The following is a 21,561-nucleotide window of genomic DNA, read 5'->3' as shown; positions in this document are numbered from 1 at the left end:
ATCGGCCATTCTCGGGCCGAGCATCCGCCATGATGGTCCCCGCCATCACGACGCAGGAAAGCGAGGCTGGTCCAGGCGATGAAATTGTCCGACATACCGCTCGGTTGGGCCGTCACCGGCGTTGCGGTGCTGCTGGTCACCGCCCTGCTGGTGGCCCTGGTCCGGAATCGGGGATCCGCCGGCCCGGGCGGCTCGGATTCCTGGGAGCGTTCCGAGGAACGCCGCCGCCGCAAGGAATCCCTGTACGGCGCGGCCTCGTACACGCTGCTGTTCTGCTGCGCCGGGGTCGCGGCCGCGCTGTCGTTCCACGGCCTGGTCGGCTTCGGGATGCAGAACCTCAACCTCTCCGGCGGCTGGGAATACCTCGTCCCGTTCGGCCTGGACGGGGCGGCGATGTTCTGCTCGGTGCTCGCCGTCCGCGAGGCCAGCCACGGTGACGCCGCACTCGGCTCGCGCCTGCTGGTCTGGCTGTTCGCCGGTGCCTCCGCCTGGTTCAACTGGGTGCACGCCCCGCGCGGCTTCGGCCACGCCGGTGCCCCGCAGTTCTTCGCGGGGATGTCGCTCTCGGCCGCCGTGCTGTTCGACCGGGCGCTCAAGCAGACCCGCCGGGCCGCGCTGCGCGAGCAGGGCCTCGTCCCGCGCCCGCTGCCGCAGATCCGGATCGTCCGCTGGATGCGCGCCCCGCGCGAGACCTACGCGGCCTGGTCGCTGATGCTGCTGGAGGGCGTGCGCAGCCTGGACGAGGCGGTGGACGAGGTCCGCGAGGACAAGCGGGAGAAGATCATGGAGAAGGAGCGCCGCAGGCTGGCCGGGCGCCGCGAACGGGCCGAGATCCGGGCCATCAACCGCTCCCACAGTGCCTGGCGCGGCCGCGCCGCGGCCCGGCAGCTGGAGGCCGGCCAGGAGTCCGCCATAGCCGGCGGGCCCATGGCGGAGCGCCCCGCCGTGGAGCCGCCCGCCGTGGAGCCGCCCGCGCCGGTCGCCGAGGGCCCGGTGGTGCAGACCGGGCTGCCGGCCCGCCCGGAGCGGCGCACCATCGACCTCACGATGGAGGAGGACACCGTCGCGCTGCCCCGGCTCGACTCGCTGGAGCGCAAGCTGAAGGACCTGGAGCAGCAGTTCGGCTGAGGCCGCCCGCCGGCCGGCGCTCCACCGGCCGGCCCCGGGCCGCTCGGACGCCGCAGGGCCGACGGGCGGGCGCCGGACGGCAGCGCTCGGCGCACGACCCGCGCCCGCCTCAGGGGCGCCCGACTCAGGCCCGGCCGGCGCCCCTGGGCCGAGCCGGTCAGGCCGCCGGCGTCGTCGCGGTGAGCTCGAACCACATCCGCTTGCCCGAGCCGCGCGGCTCCACGCCCCAGCCGTCCGCCAGCGCCTCGACCAGCATCAGCCCGCGCCCGGAGGAGGCCTGCTCCCCCGGTGTCCGGCGGGTCGGCCAGAGGTCGGACTCGTCCTCCACCTCGACCCGCAGCCGGGCCCGGCCGCCGTCCGCCGCCGCCTCGCGGTAGAGCCGGGCGGTGAACATGGCGTCCCGGTCGGTGTGCCGGATCGCGTTGGTGACCAGCTCCGAGGCGAGCAGCTCGGCGGTGTCCACCAGCTCGGCCACGCCCCAGCGGCGCAGCGCGTCCCGCAGCTCGGCCCGCACCTCGGAGATCCGTTCGAGGTCGGCCTGCCCGATCCGGCGGCGCAGCTGCTGGGCGGCGAGGCCGCCCTCCGGGCCGTCCCAGCGCAGCAGCAGGAGCGCTATGTCGTCCTCGCGCTCGCTGGAGTCGGCGACCTGGGAGGAGATCCGGTCGGCCAGCTCCTCCAGCGGGTCGGCGTGGCCCTCCCGGCGCTCGGCCAGCGGGCCGGCGACCACCTCGGCCAGCCGGGCGATCCCGTCGTCGAGGTCCATGCCGCGCGCCTCGACCAGGCCGTCGGTGCAGAGCAGCACCGTCTCACCCGGGTCCAGGCTGAACCGGGTGACCCGGTACTCCTCGTCCGGGGCGATGCCCAGCGGCAGCCCGCCGGCCACCTGGACGACGGTGGCGGTGCCGTCGGCCCGGCGGACCAGTGGGTCGAGGTGGCCGGCCCGGACGGCGTAGACCACGCCGTAGTCGACGTTGACCTCGGCGTAGGTACAGGTGGCGAAGTGGTCGGTGTCCAGGTCGGCGAGGAAGCGGGAGGCGCGGGCCATCACCGCCGCCGGCGGGTGGCCCTCGGCCGCGTACGCGCGCAGCGCGATCCGCAGCTGGCCCATGATCCCGGCCGCGTGCACGTCGTGCCCCTGGACGTCGCCGATCACCAGTCCGACGTGCCCGCCGGGCAGCGGGACGACGTCGTACCAGTCGCCGCCGATCTGCAGGCCGGAGCCGGCCGCCAGGTAGCGGACGGCGGTGGTCACGCCGGGCACCGACGGGACGGTGCGCGGCAGCATCACCCGCTGCAGGCCGGCCGCCAGCTCGTGCTCGGCGTCGTGCAGCCGGGCCCGGGCCAGCGACTGGGCGACCAGGCCGCCGAGGGTGGAGAGCAGGGTGCGCTCGTCGGTGTCCAGCTGGCGGTCGTCGTCGAAGCTGACCAGGCAGACGCCGATCGGCCGGCCGCTGGCGACCAGCGGCAGGAAGGCCCAGGAGCTGCGGCCGGTCCGGCTGGTCGGCGTCCACACCTTCGCGTAGCGCTCCAGGAACTCCTCGCGGCTGGCGATGAAGACCGGCGCCCGGTTGCGCAGCGCCTCGGCCGCCGGGTGGTCGGCGGGCAGCACCGAGCGGTCCCAGAAGGTGAGCTCCTCGGGCCGGTAGCCGGAGGCGCCCAGGATCTGTACCCGGCCGGACTCGAAGGAGGCCAGCACCAGGCCGTCCGGCGGCAGCCCGGGCAGCGGGAGCTCCGTGAAGACCCGGGCGACGTCACGGACGGTGACGGCTTCGGAGAGCGCGCGGGCGGCCTCCTTGATGAACCGCGAGCGCTCCTCCCGCAGCAGGGCCATCCGGTCGGCGCGGTCGCGCTTGCGCAGCTCGACGGTGGCGTCCCAGATGAAGCCCACCATCCGCGAGGCCCGGCCGAAGGCGTCCGCGAGGACCCGGCCGCGGAACCGCACGGCGCGCATCGTCCCGCTCGGCCCGACGGTGCGGTAGTAGGCGCCGCACTGGCCCAGCTCGGCGACCGCGCGCTCGACCCGGCGGCGCACCACCGGCGCGTCCTCGGGGTGCAGCAGGGCCAGGAAGGAGGACGAGGTGCGGTCGAAGCGGTCCCGCTCGGCCGCGTCCAGGCCCATGATCGCGCAGGCCCGCTGGTCGCCCTCCAGGACGTCGCGGCGGATGTCCCAGTCGAAGGAGCCGATGCCGTTGGCGGCCATCGCGGGCTCCAGCCAGTCCGGCCTGGAGTCCCCGGAGGCGACGGGCAGGCCACCCGAGAGCATCGGCGCCAGCCGGCCCCCGGCGAGTCCGGGCGTCGTCCGCAGTGCGTGCCTGCGCACCGCCTGGGCGGGTGGTCTCGCCCGCCCCGACCCGGCCGTGGACTGACCGGGAGGAAGCGCCGGCCCCGGCGACTCGGGCTCAGTGGGCATGCTGCTCCTGCCGCTGCCGTGGCGAGCCGCGCCGGGTGTCCGGCGTGGCCGCGGGGCAGTGTGAGTGGGTGGTGCTCGATCGGACCGTGCGGCCGGGCGGCGACCAGTCGAGGTGAGGTCTCCCCGCTGTTTGCCGCACGTGGACACACATTCCCACCATCCTCGCCAATGTTCGGCCGAGCGGCAATGGCACCGGACCGGGAATCTTCGGCCCGCCCTTCGCCCGGAGGTTCCGTTCGGCAGCGAACGACCTTTTCCTCCCGGCTCGGACGCCGGGTCGGCCGGGGTCCGGGAACTGCGCCGAACGGGTGGCGCCGGGGCCACCGCAGCGGCGCGGCGCGATGGGTGCGGACGCGGAGGCGGGCGGGCGTCGCGTGGCGGGGGCGCGGGCGGCGACCAGCCCGAAAAGCCCGGGCGGTGACCAGCTCGAACAGCCTGGGCGGTGACCAGCTCGAACAGCTCAGGCGGTGACCAGCTCGAACCAGGTGACCTTGCCGTCCCCGCGCAGCTGGACCCCCCAGGAGTCGGCCAGCGCCTCGACCAGCAGCAGCCCGCGCCCCGAGGTGGCGTACTCGGCGTCCGCGTCCCGGCGGCGGCCGGGCAGCCGGGTGACGCTGTCCTGGACCTCGATCCGCAACCGCAGGTCGGCGGTGAGCACCGCGTCGAAGACCGCGCCCTGGCCGGTGTGCAGCAACGCGTTGGTGACCAGCTCGGAGGAGAGCAGCTCCGCCGTGTCGGCCAGCTCGGGCACCCCCCAGTGGCCGAGCGCGGAGCGCAGCCGCCGGCGGACCGCGCCGACCGCGACCAGGTCGGCCGCGTCGAGCGTCACGTGCAGCCGGCGGTTCAGCGCACACCCCGGGGCCGGGATGCTCGGCAGTGCCTGGCCCGCCGTGCCCGTGGCCGCCGACGCACCCGGCGCACCCCCCTGGGGCCTGGCTCGGAAGGCGTCCCCCGAGCCCGTCCGCTGCCGCGGGAATCGCGACTGACCGTCCATCACCACTTGCCCCCGCCCTCAATCCGGGCACCCGCTGCCGGATCCCCCGCCGGTCGGGTGGCCGCCTCGTTCTGACCACCATCCTCATGCCCAGCTTTCGCCGTTTGGAACAGTGTGCGTCCGATCACCTGGGGTGAAAGGGGCACGGCGCGGCACTCGTGATCCAACTGCCCGCGCCGGACAGGTTTGCGATGCGTACGAGTCGTTTTCGGGCAACGCTGGACAGAGCGGCCGGGTCCGGGTTCAATGACCCGAGATGTTTGAACGCCGTTCTAACGTCACCTCCGGCACCCCCAGCACCCCCGACACCCCCAGCACCCATCGGCACCCCCCGGCGACCGCGAGCGAGGAACCGTGCGACTGACCCCCACCGAGCGGGACCGGCTGCTGATCTTCACAGCAGCCGAGCTGGCCCGCGCCCGGCGCGCCCGAGGCGTACGCCTCAACGTCCCCGAAGCGCACGCCCTGATCGCCGACACCGTCTGCGAGGCCGCGCGCGACGGCCGGCGGCTCGCCGAGGCCATCGAAGCCGGGCGCAGCGTGCTCACCGCCGACGACGTGCTCCCCGGCGTCCCGGACGTGGTCACCGTGGTACAGGTCGAGGCGGTGTTCGACGACGGCACCCGGCTGGCCGTGGTGAACGACCCGTTCAAGGGCGCCGGCTCGCTCGGCGACGACGCGCCCGGCGGCGCGCTGCTCGGCGCGGGCACGGGCTACGACCCCGTCGAGGAGACGGTGGTGCTGCCCGTCCACAACACCTCCGGGGTGCCGATCTCGGTCACCTCGCACTTCCACTTCTTCGAGGCCAACCCGCGCCTGGCCTTCGACCGCGCCGCCGCCTACGGGACCCACCTCGCGGTACCGGCCGGCTCCTCGGTCCGCTTCGACCCGGGCGCCACCGTCGAGGTCGGCCTGGTGCCGATCGGCGGCGAGCGGGTCGCGATCGGCTTCGCCGGGCTGGTGGACGGCCCGCTGGACGCGCCCGGCGCCAAGGAGGCCGCCCTGGCCAAGGCCCGCGCGACCGGCTACCTGACCAACTTCGACGACGCCGAGGTGGAATCGTGACCGCCATCACCCCCCACGACTACATCGCGGTGCACGGTCCGCGCGCCGGGGACCGGATCCGGCTCGGCGACTCCGGTCTGATCGTCCGGGTCGAGTCCGACTCGCAGGCGCCCGGCGAGGAGTTCCTGGCCGGCTTCGGCAAGACCGCCCGGGACGGCCTGCACCTCAAGGCCGCCGCCGTCCGCGACACCTGCGACGTGGTGATCAGCAACGTGCTGGTGATCGACGCGATCCAGGGCATCCGGAAGACCTCGATCGGTCTGATCGACGGCCGGATCGCCGCCATCGGCCGCGCCGGCAACCCGGACACCCTGGCCGGCGTGGAGGTCGTCGTCGGCACCGGGACGACCATCGTCTCCGGCGAGGGCATGATCGCCACCGCCGGCGCCATCGACACCCACGTCCACCTGCTCTCGCCGCGGATCATGGAGGCCTCGCTCGCCTCCGGCGTCACCACGATCATCGGCCAGGAGTTCGGCCCGGTCTGGGGCGTGGGCGTGAACTCGCCCTGGGCGCTGCGGCACGCCTTCAACGCCTTCGACGCCTGGCCGGTCAACATCGGCTTCCTCGGCCGCGGCTCCTCCTCCGACCCGGCCCCGCTGGTCGAGGCCCTCGCCGAGGGCGGCGCCTCCGGCTTCAAGGTGCACGAGGACATGGGCGCCCACACCCGCGCCCTGGACACCGCCCTGCGGGTCGCCGAGGAGTACGACGTCCAGGTCGCCCTGCACACCGACGGCCTCAACGAGTGCCTCTCCGTGGAGGACACCCTCAAGGTCCTGGAAGGCCGCACCATCCACGCCTTCCACATCGAGGGCTGCGGCGGCGGGCACGTCCCCAACGTCCTCAAGATGGCGGGCGTCGAGAACGTCATCGGCTCCTCCACCAACCCCACCCTGCCGTTCGGCCGCGACGCCCTCGGCGAGCACTTCGGCATGATCGTCTCCGCCCACGACCTCAAGGTCGACCTCCCCGGCGACGCCGCGATGGCCCGCGACCGCATCCGGGCCGGCACCATGGGCGCCGAGGACGTCCTGCACGACCTCGGCGTCATCGGCATCACCTCCTCCGACGCCCAGGGCATGGGCCGGGCAGGCGAGACCGTGCGCCGCACCTTCGCCATGGCCGGCAAGATGAAGGCCGAGCTCGGCGCCCTCGACGGCACCGGCTCCTACGGGACGACCGAGGGCGGCGACGACAACGAGCGCGTCCTGCGCTACATCGCCAAGCTCACCATCAACCCGGCGATCGCCCACGGCCTGGCCCACGAGGTCGGCTCGATCGAGGTCGGCAAGCTCGCCGACATCGTCCTGTGGCGCCCCGACCACTTCGGCGCCAAGCCGCAGCTCGTCCTGAAGGCCGGCTTCCCCGCCTACGGCGTCGTGGGCGACCCCAACGCCTCCACCGACCGCTGCGAACCCCTCGTACTGGGCCCCCAGTTCGGCGCCCACGGCGCCACCGCCGCCGACCTCTCGGTCGCCTTCGTCGCCCAGGCCGCCGCCGACGGCGCCTACCTGGACCGGGCCGCCGACGGCATGCCCACCCGGCGCCGCCGGGTCGGCGTCCGCAACACCCGCGGCATCGGCCCGCGCGACATGGTCCGCAACGCCCGGATCGGCGACGTGCAGGTCACCGAGACCGGCCTGGTCTCGCTGGACGGCGACCCGCTGCGCTCCGAGCCCGCCGACAGCGTCTCGCTCAGCCGCCTGTACTTCCTCTGACTCACCCTCACCTCCCCTCCAAGGACGCGAAGATGACCCCCACCCCCGCCTCGCTCGGCTACCGGATGCCCGCCGAGTGGCACCCGCACGAGCGGACCTGGATGGCGTTCCCCACCACCAACCCGACCTTCGACAGCCCGGAGCACCTGCACGCCGGGCGCGAGGCCTGGGCCGCGGTGGCCAACACCATCGTCCGGTACGAGCCGGTGACGCTGGTGGTCAACACCGGCGAGACCGAGGAGGCGCGCAAGTACGTCGCCCCCGAGGTCGAGATCGTCGAGCGCCCGCTGGACGACGCCTGGATGCGCGACATCGGCCCGTCCTTCCTGATCGACGGCAAGGGCTCGCTGGCCGCCGCCGACTGGATCTTCAACGGCTGGGGCGCGCAGTCCTGGGCCCGCTGGGACAACGACCAGCACATCGCCGAGCACATCAGCGAACTGACGGGCGTTCAGCGGTTCGCCTCCCGCCTGATCAACGAGGGCGGCGGCATCCACGTCGACGGCGAGGGCACCGTGCTCGTCACCGACACCGTGCAGCTCGGCGAGGGCCGCAACTCCGACTGGACCCGCGAGGAGGTCGAGGCCGAGCTGCACGCCCACCTCGGCACCACCAAGGCGATCTGGCTGCCGCGCGGACTCACCCGCGACTACGACGAGTTCGGCACCCGCGGCCACATCGACATCGTCGCCTCCTTCGTCCGCCCCGGCGTCGTGGTCGCCCACGTCCAGCCGGACCCGGCCCACCCCGACCACGAGGTGTGCCAGGAGCTGGTGGCGATCCTGCGCGCGTCCACCGACGCCCGGGGCCGCGCCCTGGAGGTCATCGAACTCCCCGCCCCCACCGTCCTGTCGGACGAGGACGGCGAGCCGGTCGACTACTCCTACATCAACCACTACGTGGCCAACGGCGCCGTGGTGCTCTGCGCCTTCGACGACCCCCGCGACCAGGAGGCCGCCGCCATCCTCGGCCAGGCCTACCCCGGCCGCACCGTCGAACTGGTCGACGCCCGCGAGATCTTCGCCAACGGCGGCGGCATCCACTGCATCACCCAGCAGCAGCCGAAGGTGTGACATTCCGGCAGGTGAGGCGCCTGACCTGCCGGATTACCGAGAGCTGCTGTCCAGTGCCGGCACTGGACAGCAGCTCCTTCGTAGATCATCTCCCCTCTCTCTCCCACTTGATCATGAAAGAGCCGGCGTGCCGTCCCATCTCCCCAGCTGGGTTCTCCACGAGCGCCAGCGGAGTGGCCGCCGCATGCGCGCGGTACGAAGATCAGCTGGCCGCTCCCAGGAGGGCCTCGCCCACGCGGCAGGCCTAGACCGGCGCACCATCTCCCGGAGACCGAGCTTGGGACGAACAGCATCAGTGTCGACAGCCTGCTGTTGATCGCCCACGCACTCGGCATCCCTCCAGATCACCTCTTCCGAGACGAGTAGCCCTGGCCGGCCGTACCGCGGTACGGCCGGCCAGGGAGATCAGCGGTGGTCCTGCTCCTGGTGTCCGCGCATCCAGATGCGCACGTCGACAGCAGCCGAGTGGTCGTGCCGTTCCACCGCGTCCCCGTGCTGGCGTGTCAGCTCCGCGCACGTGTGGCACCCGCCGTGCGGGGCTGGCATCACGCCCACGTCGTCCCGATCGAGGGCACGGCCGCCGACAGCACTCACCGGGGATCCTGCGGGAGAATCGGCGGGAGCGCCGGCGGGGTCGAGCCCATGAGGTCGGCCATGTCGCGGAGCTCCGGCTCGGACTGGGACTCGGGGTCTGAAGTGGTCACTGCTCCTCCTCGGGAACGGCGGTCCGGCAGGCGGGGTGTGCGACGACCGCCCAGCCGAGCGGAGACGTGGCGGACCCAGTCGCCGTGTAGCGGTGGCCGTCCGGCACGAGCTCGCCGTCCTCGCCCCCGCACCTGATGCACGCCTGGAGCTCGCGCTGAGCCCGGGTGAACGGTGTCGGGGGAGACAACTGAACGATCGTCACGGCCACAGCATCGGCACCCACACACACCGGTACCAGAGCCACCATGGGTACCCATCGTGGCGCCCCGACGAGCCCGATGGCACCACTACGCTTCTGCCATCACCGACCCGGGAGGCCGCCGTGCCCGCACCGGAACCACTCCCCGCCCGACTTCTCGCTGACCCCGCGTTCATCAGCGCGTGCGCTCAGCGAGAGGTCGGCACCGTCTTTCAGCTAGCCCGACGGGCCGGCATCGGCCCGGCGCACCTTGCCCGACGTACCGGGCTGACGACCAGCCGCGTCACCGAGATCATGACCGGCGGCCGATCCGTCTCCAGCATGGACGTCATTGAGCGCATCGCCGACGGCCTACACATCCCCGGCCAGCTGCTCGGGCTTGCCGCGCGCCCCTGGGAGAACCAGCCGGCCTCGGAGGCATATCGGCCCACAGCTGTCCCTGAGACCTGGGAAGTCCTCGACATGCTCAGCCGGTCCACCGCATCGAATGCCGCCCTCACCCACCTGGAGGCGGCCGTCGCCGACGCGGCCTACCGCTATCCGGCCACCCCGCCCGCAGAGTCCATGCCCCTACTCCAGCGGCAGCTCGTCGGCGTGCACGAGATGCTCGCCCGGCCCCAGTCCCTCGCCGCCCGGCGCCGGGGCGTACGGATACTGGCTGTCGTCGCGGGGCTCCTCGGGCTTGTCAACCACGACCCTCGGCGACCGCAGCCGGTCCGAGGCGCACTTCCACCTCGGAACCGTCGCGGCGGGCGAAGGCGAAGCTGACGACCTCACGGCCTGGCTCTACACCGTGCAGTCGATCGTCGAGTACACCGCGGGCCGCCGAGACACCGCCGCCGCCTTCCTTCAGAAGGCCGTCACCCCCGCTGAGACGGCGGCGCCCCGGCGGCGGGCATGGGTCAACGCCAACCTCGCCCGCGCTCTCGCGGCCAGCGGGCTCCGAGAGAAGGCGCTCGCAGCTCTCGACCAAGCGGCCCGCCTTCTCGACCTCGCCGGCGAGGAGCCAGCGGGCCTCGACTTCTTCACCGCCCCACGCCTCGACGGTCTCGCCGGCGAGACCTACGCCCACCTCGGCGAACACGACGCCGCCGGTCACCTCCTGGAGACCGCCATCGCCCACCGGGCCGTCGCCGATATCAAGGGCCGGGCCGTCCTCACCCTCGACCTCGCCGAAGTTCGACTCGGCCAAGGCGACCTCGATGCTGCATGTGCCACCGCGCACGCCGGCCTTGACCTCGCCGGCCCTGCCGTCGTCCAGCCGCTCATCCTCCGGGCCCGCGCCCTCCAGCAGGCCCTCGCCCCCTGGGCGGGCGAGAAGCCCGTCCAGGAGCTGGCCGCACGCGTGAGAGAGTCGAGGCACCAGCTCGCACGCGCATGAGGAGGGCCCGGTGGCGGGAGCGGAGTGGCCGGTGCATGGCCGGCGGCAGGTGTACGGCTCGCCATGGGTGGAGGTCTGGCTCGACGACGTGGACATCCCCGGCGTCGGCCGGATCGAGCATCACGTCGTCCGCATGCCCCGGGCTTCCACCACCTCCGTCGTCACCAACGAGGCGGGCGAGTTCCTGCTCATCCACCGGCACCGTTTCATCACCGGCCGGTGGGGCTGGGAGGTACCGGCCGGCTGGGCCGATCCCGGCGAGGACCCGGCCGTGGCGATCGCCCGTGAGGTCGAGGAGGAGACCGGCTGGCGTCCGGGCCGGGTCGAGCTGATGACCGAGTACGACGCCATGGCCGGCATCTCCGACGCACACTTCCGCAGCTACCACGTCACCCGATGCACCCGCATCGGCGAGCCGGAGGACATCTCCGAGGCGGCCCGGGTGGAGTGGGTGTCCGAAGCCGGAGTCGTGAAGCTGCTCACCGGCGGCGAGAGCTCCGACGGCCCTTCCCACGCCGCACTCTCCTACTACCTCGGCCCCTACCGGCTCGCGCAGGCCAGCAGCTGAGCTGCCCCGGCGAGGTCGGTCACCTCTCGTACGGCGACGGCATCCCGAAGCCGTCGCCGCTGCCAAACGACTCCTGCCCGACCCCGGTGGGGAGTTGATGCAAATACGAGTGGCTGGGGGCGCGGGCCCGTCCCACGTGAGCCCGCCCTGTTTGCTCTTTGGTCACAGCTCCGTCACACCGTGCACCCGCCGCTGCTCGTGTCGATACGGTCCCCTCACTACGACCCGCCGTGTCCCAGGGGGACCAATGCGCCGCACCACCCTCACCATCACCGCCGCGAGCCTCGCCGTCCTCGGCCTGGCCGCGTGCGACCCCAGCGCCACCACCAGCAAGCCGACCGGGCCCGCCGTCGAAGCCACCACCCCGGGCGCGCCGGGCGCCACCGTGCCCAGCCTGCCCGCGATCCCGACCGTGCCCGGCGCCGCAGACGCCACCGGCGACGTCGAGCTCGCCGGTTGTGAGGTCGACGCCACCCTGCACTGGCCGTCCGCCCAGCTCAAGGTCACCAACCACAGCAGCAAGTCTTCGAACTACATGATCCAGGTCGAATTCGTGGACGCCGCCGGCACTCGCATCGGTGAGGGTGTCGCCGCGACCAACAACCTTGCCGCCGGCCAGGCCGCCACCCTCAAGGCCCAGGGCGCCACCGACGCCAAGGGCAAGGTCAGCTGCAAGGTCACCAACGTCACCCGGTACGCCGCACCCTGACCCCAGGCACGACGAAAGGGAGTACGCCGGGAGCGCGGCTCGCGTTCTGGCAGCGGCACCCGAACATAAGGACGCGCCCCCGCTCCGGCACGTGGCCGAGCGGGGGCGCGGTCGTTCAGTGGTCGGCGTCGGGAGGATAGGCCGGGCCGGCTGCGCTGGGCGTCCGTCATCAGCAGGACCCGGGCTCCCACCGGACCCCGGGGCCCCCGTCCGATCCGGCTCGGCCCGGGGCGGCTGCTCGCCGAGAGGGCCGGGGCGGGGCGTCGAGTCGGTGGGCTCCTGGTCAGGGGGCTTCGGGGGCCGCCGGTATCGTGGGTGCCGCTGCGGCGCGGTCGCAGCGGCACAGAGGAGAGCAGCACATGGCGGACGCCCGCCCGCGCCGGCCGGCGCGGCCCCGCGAGGAGGTCTTCGCCACCGCGCGGGCCGCCATCGCCGAACACGGGCTCGCCAAGCTGACCATGGCCGGCCTCGGCAAGCAGTTGCAGATGAGCGCCGGTCACCTGCTCTACTACTTCGGCAGCAAGGACCAGCTGCTGCTGGAGACGCTGCGCTGGAGCGAGGACCAGCTCGGGGCCCGCCGCCGCACCGCGCTGGCCGACGGCGACCGCGATGTCTGGGAGCGGCTGGGCGACTACACCCGGCTCTACCTGCCCGAGGGCGCGGGCGATCCGCGCTGGATCCTCTGGGTGGAGGTGTGGGGGCGCTCCCCCGCCAGCGAGGAGCTGCGGCAGGGGCAGTTGGAGATCGAGGCCCCCTGGGACGCCGACCTGGTCGCCCTGCTCGACGAGGGCGCCGCCTCCGGTTCCTTCGCCGCGGCGGCCGGAGCGACCACCGAGCGGGCCGCCCAGATCCGCGCGCTGCTGGACGGACTCGCCGTACCGCTCGCGCTCGGCCTGCCCGGCGCGCTCCGCGCGAGGGCCCTTCACCTCGCGGAGTCGGCCTGCCGGACCCTGCTGGCGCCCGCCTGACGGAGGGACTCCGGCAGCGTCACTCCGTCCAGATCGCGGCCGCCGTGCGGTCGTCGGCGTACCCCTTGGCACGGACCTGGACCTGGCGCAGGAAGTCCACGGTGCCCGGCGGGTGGGGGTGTGCCCAGTGGGCGGCGAGGAAGTGCGCGACGGCCGGCTCGTCGGCGATCGGCCGGGCCAGACCCGGGGTGCAGAGCAGCAGGATGTCGCCCGGAGTGGCCGGGACCATCCGGAACCGGAACGGGCGGGGGTCCGGCGCCGGACCGTCCGGCAGCGGGGGCTGACCGTCCGGGTGGTGCAGCAGCCGGGCCGCGTAGGCGTCGATCCAGTGACCGGAGCGCAGCAGGTAGAGCCCGCCCGGGCCGACCCCGAAGGCCGCCCGGTAGGAGGCCGCCGGGTCGAGCGAGAGCAGCAGGCAGTGCAGCGAGGCCGGGAAGACCGGGTCCTCGCCGGCTGCCCGGGGGGCCAGGCCGCGCAGCGGGGCGGCGGCGGCCGTCGCGAGCCTTTGGAGGCCGTAGCGGAGGCGGTCCCGCGCGCCGTCGCGCAGGTCGGCGGCGAGGCCGGCCCGGCTGCGGCCGATCGCCGCGGCGAGCTGGCGGCACGCCTCGGCGGAGGCCGTCGCGACCGCCTCCGGGGCGACGTCGGCGATGTCGGCAAGCGCCTCGGCGGAGCCCGCGCCCGTGCGGTCGAAGCCGCCGAGCACCGCGAGCAGCAGGCCGTCCGTGCCCTCGCCGAACCTGGTCACCAGCAGCGCGTCCCGGCGGGGCTCGCCGCGGTAGCGGGCGGAGTCGCCGCGGACCGAGACGGCGCGCACGGTGGCGGTGGCGTACTGGGCCCCCTCCAGCACGGTGTCCGGCACCACGGCGCCGAGCGAGCCCGGGTCGGCCTCCGGTACGGCGGTCGGCTCGGGCCCGTACGTGGGCGGGCGCTCGCCGACGTGCGGGACGGCGGGCCCGGCGTCGGCGAGCACCGACCGGGCCGCGGGGCGGGCGACGGCCACCGCCGCAGCCGGGGCGACGGGGTCGGACACAGAGGGGGCCTCGGGCGCAGGGGCGGGTTCGGGCTCGGGCTCGGGCTCAGGACCGGCAGCCGCCGGCTCGGGCTCAGGCTCTACCACGGGGTTCGGCTCCGGGTCCTTCCGGAGAACGAGCCCCTCCACCGCCTCCGGACCCGGCTCCGGCTCCGGCTCCGGCTCGGGCCCCTCCACCGCCTCCGCCTCGGGCGCGGGCGCCCAGGCCGGGGCCGGGAACCGGTGCGTCTCCTCCGGCCCGCGCTGCTGCCCGATCACCCCGACCGCGGTGTCGAACCAGTCGTCGATGCTGTCCCGCTCCAGCGGCCCGGGCTCCGGCACGGCCCGCTCCGACGCCTCGGGCGTCGACGCCTCGGCCGCCGACGCCTCCGGTTCCGCCACCCCGGGCGCCACCGCGGGCTTCGCCCCGCCCTCCGGCCCGCCCGTCCGCTGCTGGCCGATCAGCCCGGCCGCCGTGTCGAACCAGTCGTCGACGCTGCCCTCCCCCGGTACCGCGTCCGGAGTGTCGGGGAGGGTGCCCGCCGGCCCTTCGTAGACCGTTTCCCACCAACCGTCGTCCGGTCGGGGCTGCTGTGCGGGTGCACCCTTTTTGCTCATCTGGCGGCTCCTGATCGGTCCGTGGTCGCGCCGCCCCCGGCGGGGCCGGACTCGACGTCATTGTCTCCGAGTGCAACGACGGTGTCCGGGTTTCGGCGACAACCGCACACTGATCGGATGATCCCGATGACCGGGTTCGCCCCATGTTTCGTTTCCGTTCCGTCCGCGCTTGCCGGAACTGCCCCGAGCAGGGCGTTTCCGGGGTATTCAGGAGGTTCGGGGGCCGAAAATGGGGGCCGAGGAGGGGCATCGCTTCACCCGTTCGGCTGATTAAATGTGCGCATGACCGCGTCGGCCCCCAGATCGCTCCGACCGGGGAGGACCGCGTTCGCGGGCCGCCCGGTGGGCGCCCTGTGGTTCCTCCTGCTGGTCGGGCTGCTGGCGGCGCTCCCGTGCGCGGGCCAGGCCCAGGCGGTCTCGGTGGACCGGTCCGCCCCCGCGTCCGTTCCGGACGGCGTCGCCGGCCCGGCCCTCGCGGCCGCCCCGACGACGGGGACGCCGCGGACCGCCGGGACACCTCCGACCCCCGGGACACCGTCGACCGCCGAAGCACCGCGGACGCCGGCGGCGGAGCACGCGTCCCGGCAGGCCGGAGCCCCGCGCACCGGTCCGGCCGGCACGCTCGCCGACCGGCTCGCCGAGCAGAAGCGGCACCGGACGTGGTGCTCCGCCGACGGCGAGCCGCCGCACCGCGACAACGGCTGCTCCGGTCACCCGTACTGCGCCCAGGACGCCCAGCTGCCCAATCCGCCGCCCCAGCAGCAGCCCGCCCTGACGCCCCGCCCGGAGACTCCCGGGGCCCGGCCCCGGATGCTTCCGCGCGGGCTCCCGAACGGTCCGCGCCCGGCACCCGACCTGCACGAGCTCCAAGTTCACCGGTCCTGAGCGGAACCCACCGCCGGCCCTCCCCCCGCCCGTCCGAACGGACGGCGGCCGGGGCGGCACTGACGGATCCGCCCCTCCGCCCTCTCATCTGACCGCCGTGCCCGAAGCGCGCGGCGGGGACAAGGACACCTCATGGGTTCCGCCTCGAAGCAGTCCAACAAGCCGAGCGGCAAGCAGGCCGGTCTCGACCGTCGTGCCCGGATAGCCGAGCTGCGCGCCGCCGAGCAGCGCCGCGACCGTCGCAACAAGATCATCGCCTCGGTGGTCGCCGGGACCCTGGTGATCGCCGCGATCGCCACCGGCACCTGGATCGTGGTCGACGCCAACAACGACAAGAAGGCCAAGGAGACCGCGGCCGCGGCGCCGATCGACGGCGTCCAGACCTTCGGCGACCTGAGCCGCAACCACGTCAAGGAGAAGGTCACCTACCCGCAGACCCCGCCGGTCGGCGGCGACCACAACGCGATCTGGCTGGACTGCATGGGCCACGTCTACGACCAGCCGGTCGAGAACGAGCGCGCCGTCCACTCGCTGGAGCACGGCGCGGTCTGGGTGACCTACAACGGCAAGGCCACGCCGGACGACATCAAGACCCTCTCCGACAAGGTCAAGGCCACCCCGTACTCGCTGATGAGCCCGTACCCGGACGAGAAGGGCACCATCACCCTCAGCGCCTGGAGCACCCAGCTGGTCGTGGACAGCGCCAGTGACCCGCGGGTGGGCGAGTTCTTCACCAAGTACGTGCAGGGCAAGCAGACCCAGGAGCCGGGCGCGTCCTGCACCATGGGGGCGATGTGACCGCCGACGCGGCGGTGTCCGGGGCGCACGACGACGGCCGGGACACCGGCCACGGCGACGCCCTGGACGACACCCCGGACGCGGCGCCCCGGCCCGGCCGCAAGCGGCTCTGGTGGCCGGCGGCGCTGGCCGCCGCGCTCGCCCTCGCGCTCGGGGTCCCCGCGCTGGTGGCGAGCGGGACGTCGGCGTCCGGCTCGTCCTCGATCGCGGCCCCGGCGGACGACTCGCCCGAGGCCGGGTTCGCCCGTGACATGGCGACCCACCACCAGCAGGCCGTGGACCTGTCGTTCATCGTCCGGGACCGGACCGGCGACGCGTCGGTGCGCACCCTCGCCTTCGACATCATCAACACCCAGGCGAACCAGCGCGGGATGATGATGGGCTGGCTCGACCAGTGGGGGCTCCCGCAGCACGCGGCGGCCAAGCCGATGGCCTGGATGAAGATGGGCCACGACTACGCGGCGCACGACGGTTCGCTGATGCCCGGCATGGCCACCAACACCCAGCTCGCCAAGCTGGGCTCGCTCAGCGGGCGGGACGCCGAGGTGCTCTACCTGCAGCTGATGCTGGAGCACCACAAGGGCGGGGTGGAGATGGCCCAGGGCTACGTCGACCTGGCGAAGAACGAGACCGAGAAGCGGCTCGCCCAGTCGATGGTGGTCGGGCAGACCTCGGAGATCCAGCTGATCACCGACATGCTCACCGAGCGCGGCGCCACCCCTGGTGTGCCCGCGTCCTGATCGACCCGCAGCACCCGGCCGGGGGCGGTGGACGAATTCCGTCCACCGCCCCCGGCCGTCTCATCCCCGGCCGTCTCAACCCCGGCCGTCTCAACCCTGGCCGTCTCAGCCTCGGCCCTCTCAGCCTCGGCCCTCCCAGAGGGTGTTCGATAGGGGATTCCCCCAACTGTCCGGCTTTGATTCTTGGCGCGCGGACTCGGTTCCAGGATCTCGTGGCGGCCGGGTCCGTGTCCGCGATGTTGATCAGTGTGACGAAACGACGCTGGTATCCCTCGGACCTGAAGGACGATCAGGGGAAGCTCATCGAGCCGATGCTGGTGGCTCCCTGGTCACCGCGCTCGCCTTCGCGCTGGTCCTGGGCGCGGGCGCACTGCGCCGCGCCGAACGTGCCGCCGTGCCGGCCGGCTCCGGCCGCCCGCACTCCACCTCGGTCCTGACAGGGTGAAACACGCTTCCCGACCGTCCCCGCGGTGTGATCCAATACGCGCGGCCGTGCAGGGAGCACGCCACCGATCCACGGGGGGACCAATGATCAGAGCCATCGACACCAGACGCATCGCCTCCGCCGCCGCGGTGCTCGCCGCGACCGCGGGGCTCGCCGTGGCCGCGCCCGCCGCCCCGGCCCAGGCCGACACCCCGAGCGTGTTCCAGCTCGTCAACGCGGCCAGCGGTAAGTGCCTGGACGTCTCCGGCGGGTCCACCGCCGACGGCGCCGCGGTGATCCAGTGGAGCTGCCACGGCGGGGCCAACCAGAAGTGGACCTGGGACCGGGGCCTGCTGGTCAACGTCCTCACCGGCAAGTGCCTCGACATCCCCGGCGGAAGCACCGCGTGGGGCACCCAGGCCGTCCAGTGGACCTGCCACGGCGGCGACAACCAGTGGTGGTTCGAGGAGTCCGACGGCACCAACGACTCCGCCCGCCGGTTCCCCAACCTGAACAGCGGGCTGCTGCTCGACGTGTCCGGTGCCAGCACGGCCGACGGCGCCGCGGTGATCCAGTGGGCCCGCACCGGCGGCACGAACCAGGGCTGGCACTACGTGGCCTCCTGATCCGGAACACCACCGGAGCCCCGGCCGAAGGGCGCCTTCGGCCGGGCCTTGCGTCTGTCGCGCACCCGCCGGTCCGCCGGCGGCCGGCACCACCGGAGCGACGCACAACCTTCTCGAACGACGCACGTCCAGTCACATGACGCATCCGGCCACCCGGCGCCCGATCCGCGCAACCGGCCGCCGGCCGGACCGGGGCGGTCCGTCCTGCCCGATCGTCTGCACAGCTCCGTCCCAGGGGGACTCATGAACAGCCTCAAGCGACACCTCGGCTCCGCCGCCGCAGCCCTTCTCCTCGGCGCGGCAGGCACGGTCGGCATCGCCGCACCCGCCTCGGCCACGACCGCCTACCGGCCCGTCAACAGCACCGGCGACGTCGAGATCCGGGCCACCTTCAGCGACAAGTGCCTGGAGGTGGCCGACTGGCGCACCGACGACGGCGCCCCCGTCCGCCAGTGGACGTGCACCGGCGGTGACAACCAGAAGTGGCGCTTCACCGACGGCTACGCCGTCAACGTGCACAGCGGCAAGTGCCTGGAGGTCCCCGGCTGGAGCACCACCCCGGCCGCCCCGATCGGCCAGTGGACCTGCACCGGCGGCAACAACCAGCGCTGGGGGGCCGTCGACGTCGGCAACGGGGGCCTGGGCGTCAGCGACCGGAGCATGGCCGTCGTCAACTTCCACAGCGACCTCGTCCTGGACGTCAACGGCGGGGACTTCGCCGACGGCGCCCCGGTGATCCAGTGGTACTCGACCGGGGTGCGCAACCAGCGCCTGCTCCTCACCCCGCCCGCGACCGCCGCGCGCTGATCCTGAACGTCCGGGGTGGGGAGTCGGCGGACTCCCCACCCCGGACCCACCCCGCCCCTCCTGCCGCCCGCCTGCCACACGCACCCTGCGCCGCCCACCTCGTGCCCCATCACCAGGAGGAACGCCACGACCACCCGCCTCGGCCCCGCCGCCGCTGTCGCCCTCGCCACCGGGGCGGCGGTCGCCGTCCCCGCCCGGGGCCGGGGACTCCGCCCGTTTCGTGAGTCGTGGATCAGCTCGGTGGTGCCCTCGCGTTCCCACTCCTTGAAGTACCCGTGGACGGTGGCGTGGGGCAGGAAGTCGTGCGGCAGGCACCGCCAGGCGATCCCGGTCCGTGCGACGTAGGGAATCGCGTTCACCACCTCACGCAGCCCGGTCGTGGGCTCACGCCCTTCAGCGCGGCTGCGTCGCCACTCCACCGGCATCGGCTCGATGAGCTCCCCTGATCGTCCTTCAGGCCCGAGGGATACCTGCGTCGTTCCGTCACAATTGATCAATGTCGCGGACACGGACCCGGCCGCCACGAGATCCTGGGACCGAGTCCGCGCCCCAAGAATCAAAGCCGGACAGCTGGGGGGAATCCCCTATCGAACACCCTCTCAGCCCCGGCCGTCTCTCCCATCGGACGGCCCGCCCCGGCCGTCTCTCCCATCGGACGGGGCCGCCCGGTGGGCGGGCGTCACGAGGTGAGGGAGGCCACCTCGGCGGCGTAGAGCAGCTCCGGGTCGAGGTCCATCCCGGTGAAGTGGCCCGCCAGTTCCAGCGAGAGCGTGCCGTGCAGGCGGGTCCAGAAGGCGAGCGCGCGGCGCAGCTCGGCCGGGCGGGCGCCGGGGTGTCCGGCGGCCCAGGGGCGGTGGTGCTCCAGGTGGGCGTCGAGCGCGGCGGCCGGCCCCGCCGGCTCCGGCCCCGGACCGGCGGCGACACAGGCGTCGAGCAGGGTCGACATGATCTCCGATGCGATCACGGTGGTGTCCTCGGGAGCGTGGTAGCCCGGGACCGGGGTGCCGTAGACGAGGAAGTAGCGGTGCGGGTCGGCCAGCGCCCAGCGGCGCAGGGTCCGGGTCAGCTCCAGCAGGTCCGCCGGGTGGGTGCCCCCGGCGGAGCCGGTGGCCAGCAGGGCGTCGGCGAGGCTGCGGTAGGCGTCCCGGACGAGTTCCGTGATCAGCTCGTCGCGGTTGGCGAAGTACCGGTACAGCGCGGGTCCGCTCAGGCCCATCTGCTTGGCGATCGCGTTCAGTGAGAGCGCGGACGCGCCCACCCCGGCGATCTGCTCCCAGGCCCGCTCCTTGACCTCCGCGCGGACCTGCTGCCGGTACCGCTCGCGTGGGGTCGGCGCCTTGTCGGCCATGTCCGTCTCCTTCTTCCGCTCGCCCCGGGATCCGCCCGTCCGTGGATCGGTCCGCCTCGGGGTCGGTCCGCCCCGGGATCGGTCCGTCGCCGTACCCGGCCGCCGGCCCCTGCCGTCCTGCCCGCTCGCCCGCCCCGGCCGCCCCGGCCGCCCGCCGGATACGGGGACCGCAGCATGGGTTAGACGGTATCACTCACGGCAGAGGCGCTCACGATCGATGGATTCGCTCGCTTGACACGACCCTCGGCGGCATTCATTCTAGTTATAGCTTCTAACGGAAGCGAGAGCATCAAACAAAGAGGAGATCACCATGGTTGCCACCGAGTACGTCGAGGTCGTCCTGCCGGGCAAGGTCGAGCCGGAGGGCCTGGAGATCCGTTCGGGGCTGCCGCTCCCGGTGCCCGCCGCCGGTCAGGTCCTGGTCGGGGTGGAGGCCACCGGGGTCTCGTTCGCCGAGCAGCAGATGCGGCGCGGCCGCTACTACGACCAGCCGGCGTTCCCCTTCGTCCCCGGGTACGACCTGGTCGGTACGGTCCTGGCGGCCGGCCCCGGCGTCGGGCCCGAGCTGGTCGGCCGTCGGGTCGCCGCCATGACCAAGACCGGCGGCTGGGCGAGCCACGTCGCGCTGGACGCCGCGGACCTCGTCGAGGTGCCGGACGGCGTCGGCGCGGCGGAGGCCGAGACCGCGGTCGTCAACGGCCTGACCGCCTGGCAGATGCTGCACCGCAAGGCCCGGGTGCGGGCCGGTCAGACCGTCCTGGTCCACGGCGCCAACGGCGGGGTCGGCTCGGTGCTGGTCCAGCTGGCGCTCGGCGCCGGCGCCCGGGTGATCGGCACCGCCTCGGGCCGCCACCACGACGCCCTGCGGGCCCTCGGCGTCACGCCCGTGGACTACCGCCGCGAGGACGTCCCCGCCCGGGTCCGGGAGCTGGCCCCGGGCGGCGTGGACGCCGTGTTCGACCACGTCGGCGGCCGCGGCATCACCGACTCCTGGCGGCTGCTCGCCCCCGGCGGCACGCTCGTCTCCTACGGCAGCGCCGCCACCCGCGACGCCGAGGGCTCGAAGCAGCTGCCCGTGCTCGCGCTGCTCGGCCGGGTGTGGCTGTGGAACCTGCTGCCCAACGGGCGCCACGCCTACTTCTACAACGTCTGGGCCAGCCGCGCGTTCACCCCGAACCGGTTCCGGGCCCGCCTGCGCGCCGACCTCTCCCAGGTGTTCGCGGCCCTGCACCGGGGCGAGATCACGGCCCGGATCGCCGCCGAGCTGCCGCTGGCACGCGCCGCCGAGGCGATGCGCCTGGCGGAGTCCGGCACCGTCGCCGGGAAGGTCGTCCTCGTCCCGTAGGCACGGCCCCGCCCGATCGCCCCCAGGCATCCCCCCAGGCATC

General features: G+C 73.7%; 21 protein-coding genes and 2 pseudogenes. 15 read left to right on the top strand and 8 right to left on the bottom strand.

Annotated features, from left to right (window positions below; genetic code table 11):
- Positions 1-78 precede the first annotated feature (78 nt).
- Positions 79-1,128, top strand: coding sequence for a DUF2637 domain-containing protein (locus ABT263_RS12340; RefSeq protein ID WP_352290364.1), 1,050 nt, complete (start codon positions 79-81; stop codon positions 1,126-1,128).
- A 157-nt stretch (positions 1,129-1,285) separates the two neighbouring features.
- On the opposite strand, the gene ABT263_RS12335 is transcribed toward ABT263_RS12340, so the two are convergent.
- Both ABT263_RS12335 and ABT263_RS12330 read right to left on the bottom strand, forming a co-directional pair.
- Positions 1,286-3,448 (bottom strand): ATP-binding SpoIIE family protein phosphatase, encoded by a 2,163-nt coding sequence (locus ABT263_RS12335; protein WP_352290362.1) that lies wholly within the window; start codon positions 3,446-3,448, stop codon positions 1,286-1,288.
- Positions 3,449-3,998: 550 nt separating this feature from the next.
- The gene (locus ABT263_RS12330) at positions 3,999-4,367 is read right to left on the bottom strand and encodes an ATP-binding protein (protein ID WP_352290360.1); all 369 of its coding nucleotides are present in this window, start codon (positions 4,365-4,367) and stop codon (positions 3,999-4,001) included.
- Between the two features lie 519 nt (positions 4,368-4,886).
- Between ABT263_RS12330 and ABT263_RS12325 the strand changes: the two genes are divergently transcribed.
- From ABT263_RS12325 to ABT263_RS12315, 3 genes are read left to right on the top strand one after another with little or no spacing between them, the layout of a single operon-like run.
- Positions 4,887-5,597 carry an urease subunit gamma gene (locus ABT263_RS12325; protein ID WP_329487126.1) on the top strand — a complete coding sequence of 237 codons (711 nt, stop codon included), beginning with the start codon at positions 4,887-4,889 and terminating at the stop codon, positions 5,595-5,597.
- Positions 5,594-7,315 carry an urease subunit alpha gene (locus tag ABT263_RS12320; protein ID WP_396486802.1) on the top strand — a complete coding sequence of 574 codons (1,722 nt, stop codon included), beginning with the start codon at positions 5,594-5,596 and terminating at the stop codon, positions 7,313-7,315. The genes ABT263_RS12325 and ABT263_RS12320 overlap by 4 nt, the downstream gene beginning before the upstream one ends.
- A gap of 32 nt (positions 7,316-7,347) precedes the next feature.
- Complete coding sequence (locus tag ABT263_RS12315; RefSeq protein WP_329487127.1) at positions 7,348-8,388, top strand: agmatine deiminase family protein; 1,041 nt, start codon at positions 7,348-7,350, stop codon at positions 8,386-8,388.
- 700 nt (positions 8,389-9,088) lie between these two features.
- Here the strand turns inward: ABT263_RS12315 and ABT263_RS12310 are convergent.
- The gene (locus ABT263_RS12310) at positions 9,089-9,295 is read right to left on the bottom strand and encodes a hypothetical protein (RefSeq protein ID WP_352290358.1); all 207 of its coding nucleotides are present in this window, start codon (positions 9,293-9,295) and stop codon (positions 9,089-9,091) included.
- A gap of 120 nt (positions 9,296-9,415) precedes the next feature.
- Here ABT263_RS12310 and ABT263_RS12305 point away from each other — a divergent pair.
- A pseudogene (locus ABT263_RS12305) lies at positions 9,416-9,652 on the top strand (helix-turn-helix domain-containing protein); the annotation flags it as partial.
- Between the two features lie 210 nt (positions 9,653-9,862).
- Here ABT263_RS12305 and ABT263_RS12300 read toward each other — a convergent pair.
- Positions 9,863-9,985, bottom strand: coding sequence for a hypothetical protein (locus tag ABT263_RS12300; protein ID WP_352290414.1), 123 nt, complete (start codon positions 9,983-9,985; stop codon positions 9,863-9,865).
- On the opposite strand from ABT263_RS12300, the gene ABT263_RS12295 reads away from it, so the two are divergent.
- The 4 genes from ABT263_RS12295 to ABT263_RS12280 all read left to right on the top strand — a co-directional run bounded on the left by ABT263_RS12295 (position 9,975) and on the right by ABT263_RS12280 (position 12,918).
- Positions 9,975-10,673 carry an NsdA family TPR-like regulatory protein gene (locus tag ABT263_RS12295; RefSeq protein WP_352290357.1) on the top strand — a complete coding sequence of 233 codons (699 nt, stop codon included), beginning with the start codon at positions 9,975-9,977 and terminating at the stop codon, positions 10,671-10,673. The two genes, ABT263_RS12300 and ABT263_RS12295, sit on opposite strands and share 11 nt — an antisense overlap.
- 10 nt (positions 10,674-10,683) lie before the next feature.
- Entirely contained in the window at positions 10,684-11,241 is a 558-nt protein-coding gene (locus ABT263_RS12290) for an NUDIX hydrolase (RefSeq protein ID WP_352290355.1), read from the top strand.
- 247 nt (positions 11,242-11,488) lie between these two features.
- Positions 11,489-11,950, top strand: coding sequence for an FxLYD domain-containing protein (locus tag ABT263_RS12285; RefSeq protein WP_352290353.1), 462 nt, complete (start codon positions 11,489-11,491; stop codon positions 11,948-11,950).
- Between the two features lie 359 nt (positions 11,951-12,309).
- Entirely contained in the window at positions 12,310-12,918 is a 609-nt protein-coding gene (locus tag ABT263_RS12280) for a TetR/AcrR family transcriptional regulator (protein WP_352290352.1), read from the top strand.
- Positions 12,919-12,937: 19 nt separating this feature from the next.
- On the opposite strand, the gene ABT263_RS12275 is transcribed toward ABT263_RS12280, so the two are convergent.
- Positions 12,938-14,545, bottom strand: coding sequence for a PP2C family serine/threonine-protein phosphatase (locus tag ABT263_RS12275; RefSeq protein WP_352290350.1), 1,608 nt, complete (start codon positions 14,543-14,545; stop codon positions 12,938-12,940).
- Positions 14,546-14,827: 282 nt separating this feature from the next.
- On the opposite strand from ABT263_RS12275, the gene ABT263_RS12270 reads away from it, so the two are divergent.
- The 3 genes from ABT263_RS12270 to ABT263_RS12260 all read left to right on the top strand — a co-directional run bounded on the left by ABT263_RS12270 (position 14,828) and on the right by ABT263_RS12260 (position 16,968).
- Positions 14,828-15,430, top strand: a complete 603-nt coding sequence (locus tag ABT263_RS12270) for a hypothetical protein (protein WP_352290348.1) — start codon at positions 14,828-14,830, stop codon at positions 15,428-15,430.
- A 132-nt stretch (positions 15,431-15,562) separates the two neighbouring features.
- Positions 15,563-16,228 carry a thioredoxin-like domain-containing protein gene (locus ABT263_RS12265; protein WP_352290346.1) on the top strand — a complete coding sequence of 222 codons (666 nt, stop codon included), beginning with the start codon at positions 15,563-15,565 and terminating at the stop codon, positions 16,226-16,228.
- The gene (locus tag ABT263_RS12260; RefSeq protein ID WP_502885790.1) at positions 16,225-16,968 is read left to right on the top strand and encodes a DUF305 domain-containing protein; all 744 of its coding nucleotides are present in this window, start codon (positions 16,225-16,227) and stop codon (positions 16,966-16,968) included. The genes ABT263_RS12265 and ABT263_RS12260 overlap by 4 nt, the downstream gene beginning before the upstream one ends.
- A 289-nt stretch (positions 16,969-17,257) precedes the next feature.
- Here ABT263_RS12260 and ABT263_RS12255 read toward each other — a convergent pair whose 3' ends face one another.
- Positions 17,258-17,389: a hypothetical protein gene (locus ABT263_RS12255; RefSeq protein WP_352290344.1), complete on the bottom strand. Its 132-nt coding sequence runs from the start codon at positions 17,387-17,389 to the stop codon at positions 17,258-17,260.
- Between the two features lie 107 nt (positions 17,390-17,496).
- Here ABT263_RS12255 and ABT263_RS12250 point away from each other — a divergent pair, with 107 nt between their 5' ends.
- Together ABT263_RS12250 and ABT263_RS12245 are read left to right on the top strand one after the other, a co-directional pair.
- Positions 17,497-18,018: an RICIN domain-containing protein gene (locus tag ABT263_RS12250; protein ID WP_352290342.1), complete on the top strand. Its 522-nt coding sequence runs from the start codon at positions 17,497-17,499 to the stop codon at positions 18,016-18,018.
- A gap of 243 nt (positions 18,019-18,261) precedes the next feature.
- Entirely contained in the window at positions 18,262-18,825 is a 564-nt protein-coding gene (locus ABT263_RS12245; protein WP_352290340.1) for an RICIN domain-containing protein, read from the top strand.
- Between the two features lie 239 nt (positions 18,826-19,064).
- Here the strand turns inward: ABT263_RS12245 and ABT263_RS12240 are convergent.
- Positions 19,065-19,334: pseudogene (locus ABT263_RS12240) on the bottom strand (transposase); the annotation flags it as partial.
- A gap of 170 nt (positions 19,335-19,504) precedes the next feature.
- A complete protein-coding gene (locus ABT263_RS12235) occupies positions 19,505-20,173 on the bottom strand; it encodes a TetR/AcrR family transcriptional regulator (RefSeq protein WP_352290338.1) in 669 nt (222 codons plus the stop codon).
- Positions 20,174-20,483: 310 nt separating this feature from the next.
- Between ABT263_RS12235 and ABT263_RS12230 the strand changes: the two genes are divergently transcribed.
- Positions 20,484-21,518: a medium chain dehydrogenase/reductase family protein gene (locus ABT263_RS12230; RefSeq protein WP_352290336.1), complete on the top strand. Its 1,035-nt coding sequence runs from the start codon at positions 20,484-20,486 to the stop codon at positions 21,516-21,518.
- Positions 21,519-21,561: the final 43 nt, after the last annotated feature.

It is taken from the genome of Kitasatospora sp. NPDC001603 (assembly GCF_040298365.1).
Lineage (GTDB): Bacteria > Actinomycetota > Actinomycetes > Streptomycetales > Streptomycetaceae > Kitasatospora.
The sequence above is the reverse complement of the archived record's forward strand: the minus strand, read 5'-3'. Positions and strand labels throughout refer to the sequence as shown.

Excerpts from the sequence above, each read along its gene's own strand:
- ABT263_RS12340 (WP_352290364.1), top strand. The coding sequence starts at position 79 with ATGAAATTGTCCGACATACCGCTCGGTTGGGCCGTCACCGGCGTTGCG.
- ABT263_RS12315 (WP_329487127.1), top strand. The coding sequence starts at position 7,348 with ATGACCCCCACCCCCGCCTCGCTCGGCTACCGGATGCCCGCCGAGTGG.
- ABT263_RS12285 (WP_352290353.1), top strand. The coding sequence starts at position 11,489 with ATGCGCCGCACCACCCTCACCATCACCGCCGCGAGCCTCGCCGTCCTC.
- ABT263_RS12280 (WP_352290352.1), top strand. The coding sequence starts at position 12,310 with ATGGCGGACGCCCGCCCGCGCCGGCCGGCGCGGCCCCGCGAGGAGGTC.
- ABT263_RS12275 (WP_352290350.1), bottom strand. The coding sequence starts at position 14,545 with ATGAGCAAAAAGGGTGCACCCGCACAGCAGCCCCGACCGGACGACGGT.
- ABT263_RS12270 (WP_352290348.1), top strand. The coding sequence starts at position 14,828 with ATGACCGCGTCGGCCCCCAGATCGCTCCGACCGGGGAGGACCGCGTTC.
- ABT263_RS12265 (WP_352290346.1), top strand. The coding sequence starts at position 15,563 with ATGGGTTCCGCCTCGAAGCAGTCCAACAAGCCGAGCGGCAAGCAGGCC.
- ABT263_RS12250 (WP_352290342.1), top strand. The coding sequence starts at position 17,497 with ATGATCAGAGCCATCGACACCAGACGCATCGCCTCCGCCGCCGCGGTG.
- ABT263_RS12245 (WP_352290340.1), top strand. The coding sequence starts at position 18,262 with ATGAACAGCCTCAAGCGACACCTCGGCTCCGCCGCCGCAGCCCTTCTC.
- ABT263_RS12235 (WP_352290338.1), bottom strand. The coding sequence starts at position 20,173 with ATGGCCGACAAGGCGCCGACCCCACGCGAGCGGTACCGGCAGCAGGTC.
- ABT263_RS12230 (WP_352290336.1), top strand. The coding sequence starts at position 20,484 with ATGGTTGCCACCGAGTACGTCGAGGTCGTCCTGCCGGGCAAGGTCGAG.